This is a genomic window from Pantoea vagans (assembly GCF_001506165.1).
Lineage (GTDB): Bacteria > Pseudomonadota > Gammaproteobacteria > Enterobacterales > Enterobacteriaceae > Pantoea > Pantoea vagans_C.
In genome coordinates this window covers 1,483,494-1,499,315 of the sequence record NZ_CP011427.1, presented here as the reverse complement: position 1 = coordinate 1,499,315, position 15,822 = coordinate 1,483,494, and the positions used below count along the sequence as shown (strand labels likewise).

Here is a 15,822-nt window from a genome sequence, read left to right as displayed (position 1 = left end):
TTAATGGGCGATAGCATTCTCTCCCAGGCTGAGATTGACGCGCTGCTTAATGGCGACAGTGACAGCGCGGAAGTAGAGAACAGTTCCAAAGGGACCGAGGGTGATATCCGTCCCTATGATCCCAATACCCAGCGTCGCGTGGTGCGCGAGCGCCTGCAGGCGCTGGAAATCATTAACGAGCGCTTTGCCCGTCATTTTCGTATGGCGCTGTTTAACTTACTGCGCCGTAGCCCGGATATTAGTGTCGGCGCGATCAAGATTCAGCCATACCATGAGTTCGCCCGTAATCTGCCGGTGCCAACCAACCTGAACCTGATCCACCTGAAACCGCTGCGCGGCACCGCGCTGGTGGTGTTCTCACCGAGTCTGGTATTCATCGCCGTGGATAACCTGTTCGGCGGTGATGGCCGTTTCCCTACTAAAGTGGAAGGCCGTGAATTTACCCATACCGAGCAACGTGTTATCCGTCGCATGTTAAAGCTGGCGCTGGATGGTTACAGCGATGCCTGGAAAGCGATTTATCCGTTAGACGTTGAGTATGTCCGTTCTGAAATGCAGGTGAAGTTCACCAACATCACCACTTCACCGAACGACATCGTGGTCAACACGCCGTTCCAGGTCGAGATTGGTAACCTGGTGGGTGAATTTAATATCTGCATTCCGTTTTCCATGATTGAGCCGCTGCGCGAGCTGCTGGTCAATCCGCCATTAGAAAACTCGCGCCAAGAAGATACCCATTGGCGCGACAATCTGGTGAAACAGGTACAGCACTCAGAGCTGGAGTTGATTGCCCACTTCGCCGAGACATCGCTGCGCCTGTCACGCATTTTGCAACTGAAACCCGGTGACGTCCTGCCCATTGAGAAGCCGGACCGCATCATCGCACACGTCGATGGCGTACCTGTACTGACCAGCCAATACGGCACCATGAACGGTCAGTACGCGCTGCGTGTAGAACATCTGATTAACCCGATTTTGAATTCGCTGAACGAGGAACAGCCCGATGAGTGACAGCAAAAAACCGTCCGATGATATTTCTGCGGACGACCTGTGGGCTGAAGCAATGAACGAACAGGCTACCACCAGCGCCCCGGATCCCACGGAGAACGTTTTCAAGTCTTTCGACAGCAACGGTGCCAGTGGCTCGCTGCAGGATATCGATTTGATCATGGATATCCCGGTCAAACTGACGGTGGAACTGGGCCGCACCAAGATGACCATTAAAGAGCTGCTGCGCCTGACACAGGGTTCTGTGGTGGCACTGGATGGTCTGGCGGGTGAGCCGCTGGACATCCTGATCAACGGCTATTTGATTGCCCAGGGTGAAGTCGTGGTGGTGAACGACAAATATGGCGTGCGCATCACCGATATCATCACCCCTTCCGAACGTATGCGTCGTCTGAGCCGTTAAGCATGTTGAAGAACGCGCAAATCGGCCAGCCCGTCCACAGCCAGCCGGTGGTCTCTACCGGTTCGGTGATTGGACAAGTCAGCAGCGTACTGGCGGTGATAGTCCTGCTGATCCTGGCCTGCGGTTGGTTAGCTAAACGCCTCGGTTTTGCGCCTAAGACCGTCAACACCCAGGCGCTGAAAATCAGCGCCAGTGTGCAGGTTGGCCGTCAGGAACGCGTGGTGATTGTGGACACGGCCGACGCGCGTTTGGTGCTGGGTGTCACCGCTCAGCAAATTACCCATCTGCACTCATTGCCACCTGTGCCGCCAGAAGAGTTGGCAAGCAACAGCGTTGCACCGCAGGATTTTCGTCAGCTGTTTCAGAACCTGGTTAAACGTCCCGGAAAACCCCAATGATGCGTCGATTGCTTCCCCTTCTGCCGCTGCTGTTGCTGGCACCGGTTGCCCATGCGCAACTGCCAGGTTTAGTGAGCCAACCGCTGGCCAATGGCGGTCAGAGCTGGTCGTTGCCGGTACAAACGCTGGTCTTCATCACTTCGCTGACGTTTATTCCAGCCGTGCTGCTGATGATGACCAGTTTTACGCGCATCATTATTGTTTTCGGCCTGCTACGTAACGCCTTAGGCACCCCATCAGCACCGCCAAACCAGGTTCTGCTCGGCCTCGCGCTGTTTTTAACCTTCTTTATTATGGCGCCGACCTTCGACAAGATTTATTCCGACGCCTATTTGCCGTTCAGTCAGGATAAAATCAGCATGGACGTGGCGATTGATAAAGGCGCGCAACCGCTGCGCGAATTTATGCTGCGTCAGACGCGTGAAGCAGATTTAGCCCTGTTTGCCCGCCTCGCGAATACGGCCCCGATTGAAGGGCCAGAAGCGGTACCGATGCGCATTTTGCTGCCGGCTTACGTTACCAGCGAACTGAAAACCGCTTTCCAGATTGGTTTCACGGTGTTTATTCCTTTCCTGATCATCGACCTGGTGGTCGCCAGCGTGTTAATGGCGCTCGGGATGATGATGGTGCCTCCGGCGACCATCTCCCTGCCGTTCAAGCTGATGCTGTTTGTACTGGTTGATGGCTGGCAACTGCTGGTCGGTTCCCTCGCACAAAGTTTCTACTCGTAGGAGCACAGCATGACACCCGAATCGGTAATGCAAATTGGCCAGGAAGCGATGCGCATCGCGTTGATGCTTGCAGCGCCACTGCTGCTGGCGGCGCTGGTCAGCGGCTTGATCATCAGTTTGTTGCAGGCGGCGACGCAGGTGAACGAACAGACGCTCTCCTTTATCCCGAAAATCCTTGCCGTTGCCGCTACAGCAGTGATCGCCGGTCCGTGGATGCTCAATCTGGTACTGGATTACATGCGTAATCTGTTTACCAACCTGCCGTATATCATTGGCTAATGATTAATCTCGACAGCAGCCAACTGATCCATTGGGTCGCGCAATTTTTCTGGCCGATGGTACGTCTGTTGGCGCTGTTCGCCAGTGCGCCGGTGCTGAGCGAAAAGTCGATTCCTAAACGCGTTAAAATTGGCCTCGCGGTGCTTATCACTTGGATCATTATTCCGGTGCTGCCGCCTGTTGAAGTCACCCTCTTCACCCCTGCCGGGTTCTGGATTCTGCTACAACAGCTGCTGATTGGTGTCGGTATTGGCCTGACCATGCAACTGGCATTCGCCGCGGTGCGCATGGCAGGTGAAGTGGTGGGTTTGCAGATGGGTTTGTCCTTCGCGACCTTCTTCGATCCTGGCAGCCGCTTAAATATGCCGGTGCTGGCACGCTTTCTCGATATGCTGACGATGCTGCTGTTTTTAACTTTCAACGGACACTTGTGGCTGATCTCGCTGCTGGTGGACAGTTTTCATACCCTGCCGATTAACGATCAACCTCTCAACGCCAATGCATTTATGGCGCTGGTGAAGTCCGCCGGGTTAATTTTCCTTAACGGCATGATGTTAGCGCTGCCCTTAATAGTTCTGTTGCTCACGCTAAACATGGCACTAGGTTTGTTAAACCGTGTTTCACCACAGCTGTCGGTTTTCGCCATTGGCTTCCCAATTACCTTAACGGTGGGGATCCTTAGTCTGGGGATGATGATGCCGCTGCTTGCCCCATTCTGTGAACATCTCTTCGGCGAAGTCTTTGATTTACTCGCGCAGTTTGTGTCAGAACTCTCCCGCCCGCGCTAATTAACGATTCTGTAGCGAATCTTATGCGATAGTTAAGTATTCAAAATCAATCTGTGCATTTTTCGAACCATATTTCTCAGAAATCAACTGAGGTTATTCTGATAAATGCGCATTTCAGGTGAAAATTATTCTTATTAAACCGCGCTTCGCGTATTTTAGTCAGACGATTCCTAAGGTGGAAAACCTTGTGAATTGGTTGAAAAAATGCTCAAAGGGCTGTTTTTAAACAAAAAAAATTTTACAGCGATTTTTCTTGTCTAAATCCCTTTTTTACGGCATTGTCAACACTCGCTGAAACGTCACACTTTCGCGATTCAAATGTTTTTAAGAATTGTCCTATCAGATTTGTCTGTGACTTGCGCGATAGTGACAGGGCTCTCAAAAACAGAGCGAATTACACACTTAATGCAAACTCCCGGCGATTCCCACTATCGCGGGGACAAGAGTGACGTTGAAGTAACACAAAAAAACTTCGCAGAAGGGTTCAGGGAAGAGTCATGATGGCGCACGGATACATTTCGCCAGTCTGCCGAGCAGAATAAAAAAGTGTCTTTGGAAATCTCTCTCGTACCGCAAACGCGTATTCATCGTTGATTTAAACGGATAACAAATTGGTGAGGGTCGCTATAATGCCAACGATTATTATGGATTCATGTAACTACACACGCCTGGGATTATCAGACTATATGTCGGCCAAAGGAGTTAAAAAGAAAAACATTACTCCGGTCTCTGATATCGAACAATTGCAACAAAGATGTGAACAATTAAAACCAGGTGTCGTGTTTATTAACGAAGAGTGCTTCATTCACGAATCCGATTCCAGCGATCGTATTCGTGCCATTATTATGCAGCATCCTGATACGTTATTCTTTATTTTCATGGCCATCTCGAATATCCATTTTGAGGAATACCTCTACGTTCGTAAGAACCTGATTATTACGTCAAAATCGATAAAAACATCGACTCTGGATTCATTATTAGGCACATACCTGCAAAAGAAACTCAGCGTTGCGCCGCGTATTTCCGCTGGCCTCGATATTCACCCACTGACATTAAGCCAGACTGAATCAAACATGCTGAAAATGTGGATGTCAGGACATGACACCATTCAAATTTCAGACAAGATGCAAATTAAAGCCAAAACGGTATCGTCACATAAAGGTAATATTAAACGCAAAATTAAGACACATAATAAACAGGTTATTTATCATGTGGTGCGTCTTACCGATAATGTGACCTCCGGGATTTATGTCAACGTACGATAGTCCCTAAGGGTTAATATCCGTAGCAGACAGAGGGCCAATCCGCAGATTGGCCCTCTGTCGTTTTGCTGTGTTTTGCGAGCCAGATCGCATTTCCCCGTCTAAGCCTTTGCCGTTTATTGCCGATGCTTGTTCTCAGAACACCTACCCAAAATGAGAGCAAGGATATGAAAACAGCATCGATTGATGAGCAATATAAGCTCAGCATCTGGCAGAACCTGCGCCTGATGCCTCTTTTCAGCATGATCTTTGGTGGCATTCTGCTACTTTTCGCCCTGTGTATCGGCCTCGCCAGCTACTTTCTTATTCAGAGTAATAATTCGCTTAATGATGCCACGGATGAAATTCAAATTCGGATGGGCATTTCTAACAGCTCAAACCACCTGCGAACGGCACGTTTGAATGTTCTACAATCTGGTGCGGCTGCACGTATTGGTGAGATGGATGGTTATCGTGCCGATCTGGCGCGTACAGAAACACGCATCAAGCAGGCGCGCGAAGGGTTTAAAACTTATATGGATCGCAAGTCCAAGACGCCAGAAGATTTGGCACTGGACGCACCACTGACCGCCAGTTTTAACGACTATATCGATAAGGGGCTGAAGCCGATGATTGAATCGGCTAAGCAAGGCAGCTTTGAGGGGATCGTTGCGCAAGAAACTGATGTGACCCGTAAGCTGGATGATGCCTATAACGCCGTGTTGCTGAAAGCCATCAAAATCCGTACTGACCGCGCAGAAGCGATTAATGCCGAAGCAGCCCACCAGTCCCGCGTTGGCTTTATTGCTATGGCCGTCGCCTTTGCTGCCGCACTGGTTCTTGTGCTCCTGACCTTTGTTTTCCTGCGCCGTGTCGTGATTAACCCGCTTAAGCAGTCAGTAGAACGTATTGGTCGTATTGCCCAAGGCGATTTAACCGCGCCAGAGCAGCCCTATGGCCGCAGTGAAATTGGTAGCCTGCTGCATAATCTGCAACTGATGCAGGCGGCGCTGGTCCGCACTGTGGGAACCGTACGTGAAGGCGCCGTGGCGATTTATCAGGGGTCGAGTGAGATCTCTGCGGGCAACACCGATCTGTCATCACGCACCGAGGAGCAAGCTTCCGCGCTGGAGCAGACGGCGGCCAGCATGGAGCAGCTCACTGCAACCGTGAAACAGAACGCCGAAAATGCGCATCATGCCAGTCAACTGGCGGCGGACGCTTCAGGGAAAGCGCGCAGCGGTGGGGAGTTGGTGAATGGTGTAGTGAAAACCATGAACAATATCTCTGGCAGTTCGAAGAAGATTGCTGAAATTACCAATGTGATTAATAGCATTGCTTTCCAGACCAATATTCTGGCGCTGAATGCCGCCGTTGAAGCCGCACGTGCCGGTGAACAAGGCCGTGGTTTTGCCGTGGTGGCCAGTGAAGTGCGCAATCTGGCACAGCGCAGTGCGCAGGCAGCCAAAGAGATTGAATCGCTGATTGCCGAATCGGTAGATCTGATTACCAACGGTTCTCATCAAGTGGGTGAAGCAGGCTCAACGATGAGTGAGATTGTCGAAGCGGTGCGTCGCGTGACCGATATTATGTCGGAAATTGCTGCAGCATCCGATGAGCAGAGCCGCGGTATTCAGCAGGTGAGCCTGGCAGTTACCGAGATGGATAACGTGACGCAGCAGAACGCCTCGTTGGTTGAAGAAGCCTCTTCAGCGGCGGCATCGCTGGAAGATCAGGCAGGCCGTCTGACCCAGGCCGTCGCCGCATTCCGTTTAAACGATGCACCAGCGTCACGGATGGTATCTCCTTCAGCACCGGCACTGAAAGCCCCGACGCTGGCACCGCGCCCGGCACTGGCTGCACCTAACAGCAATGATAACTGGGAAACGTTTTAAATGATCCGGGGCGCCATTGATGGCGCCCCTAACAATCTGCTGGACCTCACGCTCCGTCGTAAGGCTCGACAAACACGCCTTCGGCATGGTCGCTCTCATTGAAGAACCAAATCCCCAGCGGGTAATCCTCTAACGCCACCAGATACATCACGCCTTCATTAAAGCCTTCCACCGCCAACACTGTGCCGACACGACGTGGGCCGCCATCGGTTTTTACTGTTACCCGGTCATTGACCTTCATTTACTGCTCTCCTGAAATTGTCCTGCACACAGTGTAACGGAAGAAAAAGCCCGCTGCCTGATCGCGATCAGCGTCGTGCGATAACCCACACCGCATGCACGATGCCGGGAATATATCCGCACAGCGTCAGCAAAATATTCAGCCAGAAAGCACCGCCGAAACCCACTTGCAGAAACACCCCCAGTGGTGGCAACAAAATCGCAATCACAATTCGAATAAAATCCATACTAACTCCCTGATAATGAAAAATAATCGTTCAAGGTTAAGCATAGACACTGATAACAGAAATGGAGTTTGACTCGGGTAAAGATCTGTCAAAACCTGACTTTTCACTTTCTTAACGTTTAGCAGAGAGACTTCTGACGCGGCCTGCTCGTACACTTCTCGGTACTGCACCAACCCCAAAGGCGCAGTCAACCTAAAAGTAACAAGGATTTTTGCCCGCGCAGCGCGGGCTTTTTTTTGCCTGAAATCCGCCCTTCCCGCTCATGCACCTGCGTTGTCTATACTTAACCTGAATCTCATCGCCTCTGGGAGGCCCACTATGACGACCGCGAAAGAGTACAGCGACAACGTGCAGCGTGAAGTGAATATCGATGTAGAAGCATTGCTGGAAGCGATACAGAAGAAAACCTCAGGCGAGGTTAAAGAGTTCATGGAAGCGGAACATGCGCATCGGGTAAAAGTGAATGGCGAAGCCTACGACTCCTACACCGAGTTGGCAGAAGCCTTTGAACTCGACATCCGCGACTTCTCCATCACTGAAGTGAATCGCTGAAATCGATTTCAAAAAAATACCCGGCGGGGGCGCCGGGTAAAGTTAATCAGTAAATTCGTTACACCAGGGAATTCTTAACACCTGATTGAGGTTACGCTTTAGTCAACACAAGACAAGTCCCAATTTTGCGTGTAAATCGAACAAAAATGCATTAGCTTCCCCGTATGTTACCGAAAACACTCTGTGCTCACTGTGTTTTTCACGTGCACAAATCACGCACACACCGCGTAGCACGCATGACGATTTAAGATTTATCCTGGAACTTACCCGCGAAAAAGTGTGATCCCGATTACGCTATTATACTGATTGCTCTCTGCTTTATGGATGCGCCTGGCGTAAGGAGTGTAACGATGCTCAGACTCGATTCGTCCTTAATGATAGTGACCGACCTCGATGGCTCGCTGCTGGACCATCATGATTACAACTGGGATGCCGCCAGTGAGTGGCTGACCCGCCTCAAACAACACGCGATCCCTGTGGTGATTTGTTCCAGTAAAACGGCGGCTGAAATTATTCCTTTGCAGAAACGCCTTGGTCTCATCGGTTCCCCTTTTATCGCCGAAAATGGTGCACGCATTGCGTTCAATGGCGAACAGCGCCTCGCGGATGAGCCGGGCGAACCCTATCTGCAGTTGTGCCAGACGCTGCGTCAACTGCAATCCGACTTCCGCTTCACCGGCTTTCATGATTTCAGTGATGCCGAAGTCGCTCGTTTCACCGGTTTGACACTCACCGAAGCCAGCCAGAGTCGGCTGCGTGATGCCTCAGAAGTGGTGCTGTGGCGGGATGATGGCGATAAGTTAGATGACTTTCGCGCCGCACTGGCGGAGCACGGATTAGCACTGACGCAGGGAGGTCGATTTTGGCATGTCATGCCAGCCGGCAGTGGCAAAGGTGTGGCACTCACGCAATTGCAACAGCATCTGGCGCAACAGGAAGCACGCACCCGCATCACCATCGGATTAGGCGATGGCCCCAACGATGTACCCATGCTGGATCAAGTCGATTATGCCGTGGTGATTAAAGGCTTCAGCAAGACCCCGGTAAGACTCCAGCGCGACGATCATCAACACGTTTATCACACCGCGCATGTCGGCCCACAGGGCTGGCGTGAAGGGCTGGATTACTTTCTGGCGCAACCCGATTAACCGCCTGACCTAAGGATGAGACGATGAGTGATTTTTACCAAAATGGTGTCATTACTAACTTTCATAATCTCACCCACCGCAGCGTTGAATCGCTGGAAAAGGAGATGGTGCGTTTTGCCCGTAAACGCAAAATGGGGCTGATTTTACCTTCGTTGTTTTCCGAGTTAGAAGGCCCGGCACTGGATAATATTGTCAGCGAGCTGGCCAAAGTGCCCTATCTGGATGAAATTGTCATTGGTTTGGATCGGGCCGATCGTGAGCAGTTTCTCTTTGCCCGCGAGTTCTTCTCGCGGCTGCCGCAACGGCATCGCATTTTATGGAATGATGGGCCGCGCCTCAAAGCGCTGGACGCGGAACTGGATAAAGAGGGGTTGTCTCCCAGCCAACCGGGCAAAGGGCGTAACGTGTGGTTCTGCACCGGTTATACGCTGGCCTCCGATCGTACGCAGTGCGTGGCGCTGCACGATTGCGACATCGTCACTTATGAACGCGGCATGCTCGCCCGCCTGCTCTATCCGCTTGCCAACCCCGCTTTCCAGTATGAGTTTTGCAAAGGGTTTTATGCGCGCGTGGCAGATGGAAAACTCAATGGCCGCGTCGGCCGCCTGCTGGTCGGCCCGCTGTTGCGATCGCTGCAGAAGGTTTATGGCCATTCCGAATATCTGGATTATCTCACCAGCTTCCGCTATCCGCTTTCCGGCGAATTTGCTATGCGCACTCACGTGCTGAATGGCATAAAAATACCCGGTGACTGGGGGCTGGAGATTGGGGTGTTATCGGAGATCTACCGCAACTACACCACGCGTCAAACCTGTCAGGTTGAGATTGCGGATAACTACGATCATAAGCACCAGCCGCTGGCCGAAGAGGATGGCACCGGCGGTTTGAAACGGATGAGCAATGACATTGTGCAATCGCTGCTGCGCAAGCTAGCGACCATGGGCGTGCCACTGACCAGTGACTCGTTCCGCGTGCTCAAAGCCACCTACTACCGCAATGCGCTGGACATGATGGAGATTTATAATCACGAAGCGACGATGAATGGCCTCAAGTTTGACCAACACATCGAAGAAGCCGCCGTTGAAATGTTCACTCAGGCCATCCTTGATGCCGGACAGTCCTTTATCGAACGTCCTAACGAGAAGCCATTTATCCCCAGCTGGAGTCGGGTGCAATCCGCGTTTCCTGACATCCTGCAACGTATCTATCAGGCGGTGGAAGAGGACAACGACGGCAAAGTCTAACCTTCCGCACACACGCGATTACGACCGCTGGTTTTTGCCTGATACAGGCGACGATCGGCGGTCGCTTGCAAACTCTCAGCATCATAATCGCCCTGCTCCTCACTCCCTGTCACACCGGCAGACAGCGTGATGCTGAAGGTCGAATTACAGTTCACCAGTATCGTTTTGGCGGCTAAGCGCGTACGGATGCGTTCTGCCACCGCGCTGGCATCAGCCAGTGTGGTTTCCGGCAGCACGATACAGAACTCCTCACCGCCAATGCGCCCGGCAATGTCATATTTGCGCAGCGTATGGCTAATGACGCCCGCAACGCGAATCAGCGCCTGATCACCTGCCGCATGACCCCAGGTATCATTGACGTTTTTGAAGTGATCAACATCCAGCTGTATCACCGCCATCGGTGTTTGCTGCTGTTTATTGTGTGCCGCAAGGGCAACAAACTGCTCGAAGAAGGCATTGCGATTGAGCAGGCGCGTCATGCCATCATAATTGGCGCGCCAGGTGAGTTTGGATGAGAGATCGTCCATGCGTCGAACCAGACGAAAGATGACCTGATGTGAAACCAGCAACAACACCACAAATAACAGCCAGGTGCCAAACAGGAAGAGTGCAACGCGTCCCAGAGGCTGCGCTATGCCCTGTTTCAGGCTCTGAATGTTGACCAGATAAGCGTCGACGTTAGTCAGTTTGCTCCAGCTGGTAAATTGCGTCCCTAAGCGCATGATGCCCGCGGGATGCAATCGCATCTGCTGTTCAAGCCGTGCTTGTTGTTCATCCGTTAAGGGCTTGTCATGCAGGGCCGAAAGCCGGGTGATTTCATGCATACTGCGGTCGACGATAAGCAACTTGCCCTGTAAGTAACTTTGCCGCGCCTCGTTTAATAACGCGTGAATGCGCTGTTGCGTGAAATCCATTGAGAGAACGCCGTACCAATAGTCTCCGCTGACGACAGGCGCACTCACCGTGATCATCAGTCCTTCATTGAATAGCCCTTGGTAGGCTTCGGTCCAGCGCAGGCGTGAATGCTGCGGATTGCGCGGGTCCAACTCGCGGAAATAAGGCCGTTTCACCATCGTGGCATAGGTTTCTTCAAGCTCCTGCGGGCTTTGCGGTGGCCGGGAACTGATAAAGAAACCCGCGCGCGAGGTGTACCAAAAGCGTGAGTGGAACTCCTGTTCCGGATCGCCAAATTGCATAATAAAGCTGAACTCCAGCGCAGCGCGGAGCTCCTGAGCAATGTGCTCGCTATCGCGTCGTAACAGTGGGTCCTGCTCTATCCAACTGTCACTCATCCCATTCAATGGCATGCTACGCGGGCTGGCGATCCGCAACTGCCAGGTGTGCTGTTGACGCAGTTGCTGAAAACGTTGTGATGCTTCGCGCCCGTGGTCAGAGTCCAACGGATGGGTTAACGCATAGGTCAGCATTTTCTGGTAGTACATCAGCTCATCCAGGCTTTCCTGAAACTGGCTGTCGAGGTTCTTTTGGAAATCAGAAAGTTGCGCACGCTGACGCTCTTCATAATTGTTCTTGAGTTCCAGCGCTTCATGGACGGTAAGAAAAGACGAGAAGAGAAAGACCGCCAAAAAACAGAGATGCACCGGCAAAAATGGATTGCCTGCGCGTGGCGACAAGGGCGAGTTTGGCATCAGCAACCATGCTCCGAAAGAAGTCGAATGCCAAAAGTGTAGTCAGGTGATGAGGAAGCGTACAGGCAGGGATCAAAGGAAAATCAAATAGCTAAAAACGCAACGGGACGGTGATTGCCGTCCCGAATACGTTCAGCTGGCCAGCTGCTGCGCGGTCGACAGGTGACTCAGTTCGTCACTGCGGAACGCCTCACGACGCACACTGTAGCCATCATACCAACGACACTCTACCATTCCGCTGGCATAGCCGGTCACCACCATCGTGGGTCCGCCCTCTTTCTGCTGAACTTCGTCACTGATCGCAAAGGTCATACCGCGCCCTCCCTTTTTCCGTTGAATGAACGAAATTAGGTATAGCAGCTGCACAGGGTTTTTGCCTATAGGATATTGCTATTACTGTGACGAAATCGGAATAAGCAGTCATAAATGTTGTTTATAAAAAAAGCCGATAAAAATTATTATCGGCTTTGAAGCGGTTTCCCGGGTGGGAAAATCAAATTTTGCAGCCTTCGCAATCAGCTTCATCGCTGATATCTGCCGGAACTTCATTGGCTTTTTCCGCCGCTTTGGCTTCAGCCTGTTCCAGCTGCGCATCGATATCAAATTCAAACATATCGTCGTTCATCATCGTTCTCCTGACCCGTGATTAGAAATTTCCTGCGCTTTATACCGATTTTCCACGCAGTTTAGCAATCAGATTTACCGCCAACAGCACGATCGACCCAATGATAAAACCGAGCACCAGATTGGCGCCGTTACTCAGAAGCGCCGATACCACACCATTAAAGTCGCCGCTGTATTCCGTGATGGCGTGATGCAGCGGCGCGATGCCATGCACGATGATGCCGCCGCCCACCAGGAACATGGCGACCGTGCCGACCACGGACAACACCTTCATTAACCAAGGCGCTAACGCCAGCAGTGCACCGCCGGTCGCCTGAGCCAGCGTGGAGGATTTTTCACGCAGCCAGTATCCGAGATCGTCAATTTTGACAATCATCGCCACAATGCCATACACCCCAATGGTCACCAGAATCGCAATGCCCGCCAGAATGAGCACTTGGTTTAACAACGGTGCTTCGGAAACGATCCCCAGAGTGATCGCCACAATCTCTGCGGACAAAATAAAGTCAGTGCGCACCGCACCTTTGACCTTATCTTTCTCGAACTGCCGAGGATCCTGCTGTGCCAGCTTGTCGAGGCGCTGTTGACGTGCTTCTGGTGTGCTTTCGGCTTTATCGTGATTGAGGCTATGTAATACCTTCTCCACGCCTTCATAACAGAGATACGCTCCGCCCAGCATCAGCAGCGGTGTGATCAGCCAGGGCGCAAACGCTGAAATCACCAACGCCAGTGGCACCAATATTAATTTGTTTAGAAAGGAGCCTTTTGCCACACTCCAGACCACCGGCAATTCCCGGTTGGCCTTAACTCCGGTGACCTGCTGCGCATTGAGTGACAAATCATCACCCAATACGCCCGCAGTCTTCTTTGCAGCAACCTTGCCCATCACTGAAATATCATCAAGCAAGGTCGCAATATCATCCAGAAGCGTTAATAAACTGGTTCCTGCCAAAATAGTTATCCTTATTCCGGTTCGTGATCCTGACAACAGGGGCAACGCTCAACCGCCGTGACCGTCATATCGGCGATGCCCGCACAGTCCCATTCAACGCGAAGTGCCTGCCCGGCAACATCACCCGCATGAACATACTTGCTCACCGGACTTTCCGTCATCCCACTGATCTCCTCAGTGGCCACCAACTGCTCACCCAGATAGATGCGAGCTGTTGCGTGGGTGTTCACCATCCGCTCATCGCGGAGTTGATACAAGCGTTTGACCGTCAGTTTAATGCTGCTCATGGCTCTATTCCGCGTCCCAGAGAAAGGGGTGATCTAAACCGTTATGGTGGCTAAAAGCAACAATCACGCGCTACTCTTCGCGATAGTGATGCAACCCCTGATGATCAATTTCTCCGCTGTGCGTGGCGGCAAGCAGCCACTCCTCCAGCCGTTCAATGAGTGCAACGTCTTCCAGTCGCAGTTTACCGCGCAACGCACACTCCCAGACGATCAACACTTTCCAGCCACTCTGCTGCAATTGCTGGATATAGCGACGATCACGCTCAACGTTACTGTTGATTTTTCCGGCCCAGAACTCGGTGCGCGTGGCAGGCATATTAAATAGATAGCAGTGGTGACGATGCCAGAAGCAACCATGCACAAAGATGATCGCTTTCTGCTGCGGCAGCACAAAATCGGGGCGGCCCGGCAGCGCCTTATCCTGCACGCGATAACTGAACTCGCGATCTTTTAGAATCAGCGCAATACGTTGCTCAATCGCCGTATCCTGTTGACGAATGGCGCGCATATTTTTGCTGCGGATGTTTTGCGGGTGGACGTCTGCCATGGCGTCTCCTTTTAATGGGGCTCCTTCAACTTTAGCGGTTAAAGGCAAAAGCGAAAGGCACGCGCAACAAGTGTGTGAATGTGCGATGAGTGTTAGCATAGTGGCTTCACTGTTAAGGAAAAACGCATGCTTGCTATCGACCCCGCCGCGACCGTCTCGCCCTCCCCGTTTACTGCTGCTCCGGATGACGCAACATCGCTGTTAATGCAGGTGCTCGATATCTATGCCGCGCGCGATCTGGTACAGACCTTAACCGAGGCTGGCGGCCGAGACTGGAGCATCCCGCGGCTCAATCGTATTCGTCAGGGAAAAAGTGCCGCACCCGCGCTCTCCAGCAATGAGGTGGAAAGCTTACGATCTCTGCTGCCATCACGCCCCGCCCATTACGATGCAGCTAAATTCCAGTTTGTCGATCTGTTCGCCGGCATCGGCGGCATTCGCCGTGGCTTTGAACAGATTGGCGGTCAGTGCGTCTTTACCAGCGAATGGAACAAAGAAGCGGTACGCACCTATAAAGCCAACCACTATAGCGATCCGGCACGACATCAGTTCAACAGTGATATTCGTTTGGTGACACAGCCCGCAGGACTTTCTGACGAAGACGCAATTTACCAGCACATCGATCAAACCATTCCCGACCATCAGGTATTGTTGGCTGGTTTTCCCTGCCAGCCCTTTTCACTGGCGGGTGTGAGTAAGAAGAATGCGCTGGGTCGCGCACACGGTTTTGAATGCGAAGCCCAGGGCACGCTGTTTTTCGATGTCGCGCGCATCCTGGCGGCCAAGAAACCGCCGTTTTTCGTGCTGGAGAATGTGAAAAACCTCAAGAGCCACGATAAGGGCCGCACCTTCGCCATCATTATGGCGACGCTGGATGAACTCGGATACGACGTGGCCGATGCTGCCGATAACGGCTCACCCGATGCGAAGATCGTGGATGCACGCCATTTCTTACCGCAACATCGCGAACGTATTGTGCTGGTCGGTATTCGTCGTGACAGTGGTTTGAGCAACGGCTTTTCACTGCGCGCACTCTCCACACTTTACCCGCAACAGGTGCCGTCGTTACACAGCCTGCTGGAGCCCACGCCAGAGGCGAAATACATTTTGTCGCCAACGTTGTGGCAATACCTGTACCAGTACGCGAAGAAGCACAAAGCCAAAGGCAACGGTTTTGGTTTTGGCCTTAACGACCCGCATAACCCTGACATTTGCGTTCGCACTCTCTCGGCGCGTTATTACAAGGATGGTTCGGAGATTCTGATTGATCGCGGTTGGGATCAGGCTCAGGGTGAGGCAGACTTCCAGCATGCCAGTAACATGGCACGGCGGCCGCGTCGTTTGACGCCGCGCGAATGCGCCAGACTGATGGGTTTTGAAGCGCCGGGAGAATCATCGTTCCGTATTCCCGTCTCCGATACTCAAGCCTACAAACAGTTTGGTAACTCGGTGGTGGTACCGGTTTTTGCGGCGGTGGCTAAGTTGCTTTCACCGCTGATCGAGCAGCATCTTCTGACACAGAAGCCATAGCGATGGTCTTCAGGCCATTCGCTTGCGCGCATACACCGAGTTTATCAGGTCCATAATTTCCTTTAGGGACGGGCTTTGT

At 52.2% G+C, this 15,822-nt stretch carries 20 protein-coding genes; 12 read left to right on the top strand and 8 right to left on the bottom strand.

All coding sequences use genetic code 11. The features are described from left to right. The first annotated feature begins 3 nt into the window (after positions 1–3). The 8 genes from fliM (at position 4) to LK04_RS06885 (ending at position 6,743) form a co-directional block, all read left to right on the top strand. Positions 4–1,011 (top strand): flagellar motor switch protein FliM, encoded by a 1,008-nt coding sequence (fliM, locus tag LK04_RS06920; RefSeq protein ID WP_039327744.1) that lies wholly within the window; start codon positions 4–6, stop codon positions 1,009–1,011. Continuing rightward, on the top strand, positions 1,004–1,411 hold the full coding sequence (gene fliN, locus LK04_RS06915) for a flagellar motor switch protein FliN (RefSeq protein ID WP_039327747.1): 408 nt from the start codon (positions 1,004–1,006) through the stop codon (positions 1,409–1,411). Before fliM ends, fliN begins: the two co-directional genes overlap by 8 nt. A 2-nt stretch (positions 1,412–1,413) precedes the next feature. After that, positions 1,414–1,809: a flagellar biosynthetic protein FliO gene (gene fliO, locus LK04_RS06910; protein WP_039327749.1), complete on the top strand. Its 396-nt coding sequence runs from the start codon at positions 1,414–1,416 to the stop codon at positions 1,807–1,809. Continuing rightward, positions 1,809–2,540 carry a flagellar type III secretion system pore protein FliP gene (gene fliP / locus LK04_RS06905; protein WP_039327781.1) on the top strand — a complete coding sequence of 244 codons (732 nt, stop codon included), beginning with the start codon at positions 1,809–1,811 and terminating at the stop codon, positions 2,538–2,540. The genes fliO and fliP overlap by 1 nt, the downstream gene beginning before the upstream one ends. 9 nt (positions 2,541–2,549) lie before the next feature. Then, positions 2,550–2,819: a flagellar biosynthesis protein FliQ gene (fliQ, locus tag LK04_RS06900; protein WP_039327751.1), complete on the top strand. Its 270-nt coding sequence runs from the start codon at positions 2,550–2,552 to the stop codon at positions 2,817–2,819. Then, positions 2,819–3,607 (top strand): flagellar biosynthetic protein FliR, encoded by a 789-nt coding sequence (fliR, locus tag LK04_RS06895; RefSeq protein WP_039327753.1) that lies wholly within the window; start codon positions 2,819–2,821, stop codon positions 3,605–3,607. The genes fliQ and fliR overlap by 1 nt, the downstream gene beginning before the upstream one ends. 629 nt (positions 3,608–4,236) lie before the next feature. Continuing rightward, a complete protein-coding gene (gene rcsA / locus LK04_RS06890) occupies positions 4,237–4,872 on the top strand; it encodes a transcriptional regulator RcsA (protein ID WP_039327754.1) in 636 nt (211 codons plus the stop codon). Positions 4,873–5,036: 164 nt separating this feature from the next. After that, on the top strand, positions 5,037–6,743 hold the full coding sequence (locus tag LK04_RS06885) for a methyl-accepting chemotaxis protein (RefSeq protein WP_039327756.1): 1,707 nt from the start codon (positions 5,037–5,039) through the stop codon (positions 6,741–6,743). Between the two features lie 46 nt (positions 6,744–6,789). On the opposite strand, the gene dsrB is transcribed toward LK04_RS06885, so the two are convergent. Together dsrB and LK04_RS20030 are read right to left on the bottom strand one after the other, a co-directional pair. Beyond that, entirely contained in the window at positions 6,790–6,984 is a 195-nt protein-coding gene (gene dsrB / locus LK04_RS06880; protein WP_039327758.1) for a protein DsrB, read from the bottom strand. 67 nt (positions 6,985–7,051) lie between these two features. Beyond that, the gene (locus LK04_RS20030; protein WP_034824466.1) at positions 7,052–7,210 is read right to left on the bottom strand and encodes a YqaE/Pmp3 family membrane protein; all 159 of its coding nucleotides are present in this window, start codon (positions 7,208–7,210) and stop codon (positions 7,052–7,054) included. Between the two features lie 318 nt (positions 7,211–7,528). Between LK04_RS20030 and yodD the strand changes: the two genes are divergently transcribed. From yodD to LK04_RS06865, 3 genes are all read left to right on the top strand, one after another. After that, positions 7,529–7,762, top strand: a complete 234-nt coding sequence (gene yodD / locus LK04_RS06875) for a YodD family peroxide/acid resistance protein (RefSeq protein WP_039327762.1) — start codon at positions 7,529–7,531, stop codon at positions 7,760–7,762. A 350-nt stretch (positions 7,763–8,112) separates the two neighbouring features. Further along, positions 8,113–8,910, top strand: a complete 798-nt coding sequence (locus LK04_RS06870; RefSeq protein WP_039327764.1) for a mannosyl-3-phosphoglycerate phosphatase-related protein — start codon at positions 8,113–8,115, stop codon at positions 8,908–8,910. Between the two features lie 23 nt (positions 8,911–8,933). Next, positions 8,934–10,154 carry a glycosyl transferase gene (locus tag LK04_RS06865; RefSeq protein WP_039327766.1) on the top strand — a complete coding sequence of 407 codons (1,221 nt, stop codon included), beginning with the start codon at positions 8,934–8,936 and terminating at the stop codon, positions 10,152–10,154. Here the strand turns inward: LK04_RS06865 and dgcQ are convergent. The 6 genes from dgcQ to LK04_RS06840 all read right to left on the bottom strand — a co-directional run bounded on the left by dgcQ (position 10,151) and on the right by LK04_RS06840 (position 14,213). After that, positions 10,151–11,803, bottom strand: a complete 1,653-nt coding sequence (gene dgcQ / locus LK04_RS06860) for a cellulose biosynthesis regulator diguanylate cyclase DgcQ (protein ID WP_039327768.1) — start codon at positions 11,801–11,803, stop codon at positions 10,151–10,153. The genes LK04_RS06865 and dgcQ overlap by 4 nt on opposite strands. Before the next feature lie 132 nt (positions 11,804–11,935). After that, positions 11,936–12,115 (bottom strand): YodC family protein, encoded by a 180-nt coding sequence (locus tag LK04_RS06855; protein ID WP_039327770.1) that lies wholly within the window; start codon positions 12,113–12,115, stop codon positions 11,936–11,938. Positions 12,116–12,296: 181 nt separating this feature from the next. Continuing rightward, positions 12,297–12,431, bottom strand: coding sequence for a hypothetical protein (locus tag LK04_RS20910; protein WP_255253243.1), 135 nt, complete (start codon positions 12,429–12,431; stop codon positions 12,297–12,299). Between the two features lie 36 nt (positions 12,432–12,467). After that, the gene (locus LK04_RS06850; protein WP_039327773.1) at positions 12,468–13,379 is read right to left on the bottom strand and encodes a DUF808 domain-containing protein; all 912 of its coding nucleotides are present in this window, start codon (positions 13,377–13,379) and stop codon (positions 12,468–12,470) included. Positions 13,380–13,390: 11 nt separating this feature from the next. Beyond that, positions 13,391–13,666 carry a hypothetical protein gene (locus LK04_RS06845; RefSeq protein WP_039327775.1) on the bottom strand — a complete coding sequence of 92 codons (276 nt, stop codon included), beginning with the start codon at positions 13,664–13,666 and terminating at the stop codon, positions 13,391–13,393. 70 nt (positions 13,667–13,736) lie between these two features. Next, positions 13,737–14,213, bottom strand: coding sequence for a very short patch repair endonuclease (locus LK04_RS06840; protein WP_039327778.1), 477 nt, complete (start codon positions 14,211–14,213; stop codon positions 13,737–13,739). Between the two features lie 126 nt (positions 14,214–14,339). Between LK04_RS06840 and dcm the strand changes: the two genes are divergently transcribed. Next, on the top strand, positions 14,340–15,743 hold the full coding sequence (gene dcm / locus LK04_RS06835) for a DNA (cytosine-5-)-methyltransferase (RefSeq protein WP_059109782.1): 1,404 nt from the start codon (positions 14,340–14,342) through the stop codon (positions 15,741–15,743). The last annotated feature ends 79 nt before the right edge of the window (positions 15,744–15,822 follow it).

Coding starts and splice junctions, on each gene's coding strand:
- fliM (WP_039327744.1), top strand. CDS start 4: ATGGGCGATAGCATTCTCTCCCAGGCTGAGATTGACGCGCTGCTTAAT.
- rcsA (WP_039327754.1), top strand. CDS start 4,237: ATGCCAACGATTATTATGGATTCATGTAACTACACACGCCTGGGATTA.
- LK04_RS06885 (WP_039327756.1), top strand. CDS start 5,037: ATGAAAACAGCATCGATTGATGAGCAATATAAGCTCAGCATCTGGCAG.
- fliP (WP_039327781.1), top strand. CDS start 1,809: ATGCGTCGATTGCTTCCCCTTCTGCCGCTGCTGTTGCTGGCACCGGTT.
- dsrB (WP_039327758.1), bottom strand. CDS start 6,984: ATGAAGGTCAATGACCGGGTAACAGTAAAAACCGATGGCGGCCCACGT.
- fliN (WP_039327747.1), top strand. CDS start 1,004: ATGAGTGACAGCAAAAAACCGTCCGATGATATTTCTGCGGACGACCTG.
- LK04_RS06845 (WP_039327775.1), bottom strand. CDS start 13,666: ATGAGCAGCATTAAACTGACGGTCAAACGCTTGTATCAACTCCGCGAT.
- fliO (WP_039327749.1), top strand. CDS start 1,414: ATGTTGAAGAACGCGCAAATCGGCCAGCCCGTCCACAGCCAGCCGGTG.
- yodD (WP_039327762.1), top strand. CDS start 7,529: ATGACGACCGCGAAAGAGTACAGCGACAACGTGCAGCGTGAAGTGAAT.
- LK04_RS06870 (WP_039327764.1), top strand. CDS start 8,113: ATGCTCAGACTCGATTCGTCCTTAATGATAGTGACCGACCTCGATGGC.
- fliQ (WP_039327751.1), top strand. CDS start 2,550: ATGACACCCGAATCGGTAATGCAAATTGGCCAGGAAGCGATGCGCATC.
- dcm (WP_059109782.1), top strand. CDS start 14,340: ATGCTTGCTATCGACCCCGCCGCGACCGTCTCGCCCTCCCCGTTTACT.
- fliR (WP_039327753.1), top strand. CDS start 2,819: ATGATTAATCTCGACAGCAGCCAACTGATCCATTGGGTCGCGCAATTT.
- LK04_RS06840 (WP_039327778.1), bottom strand. CDS start 14,213: ATGGCAGACGTCCACCCGCAAAACATCCGCAGCAAAAATATGCGCGCC.
- LK04_RS20030 (WP_034824466.1), bottom strand. CDS start 7,210: ATGGATTTTATTCGAATTGTGATTGCGATTTTGTTGCCACCACTGGGG.
- LK04_RS20910 (WP_255253243.1), bottom strand. CDS start 12,431: ATGATGAACGACGATATGTTTGAATTTGATATCGATGCGCAGCTGGAA.
- LK04_RS06855 (WP_039327770.1), bottom strand. CDS start 12,115: ATGACCTTTGCGATCAGTGACGAAGTTCAGCAGAAAGAGGGCGGACCC.
- LK04_RS06865 (WP_039327766.1), top strand. CDS start 8,934: ATGAGTGATTTTTACCAAAATGGTGTCATTACTAACTTTCATAATCTC.
- dgcQ (WP_039327768.1), bottom strand. CDS start 11,803: ATGCCAAACTCGCCCTTGTCGCCACGCGCAGGCAATCCATTTTTGCCG.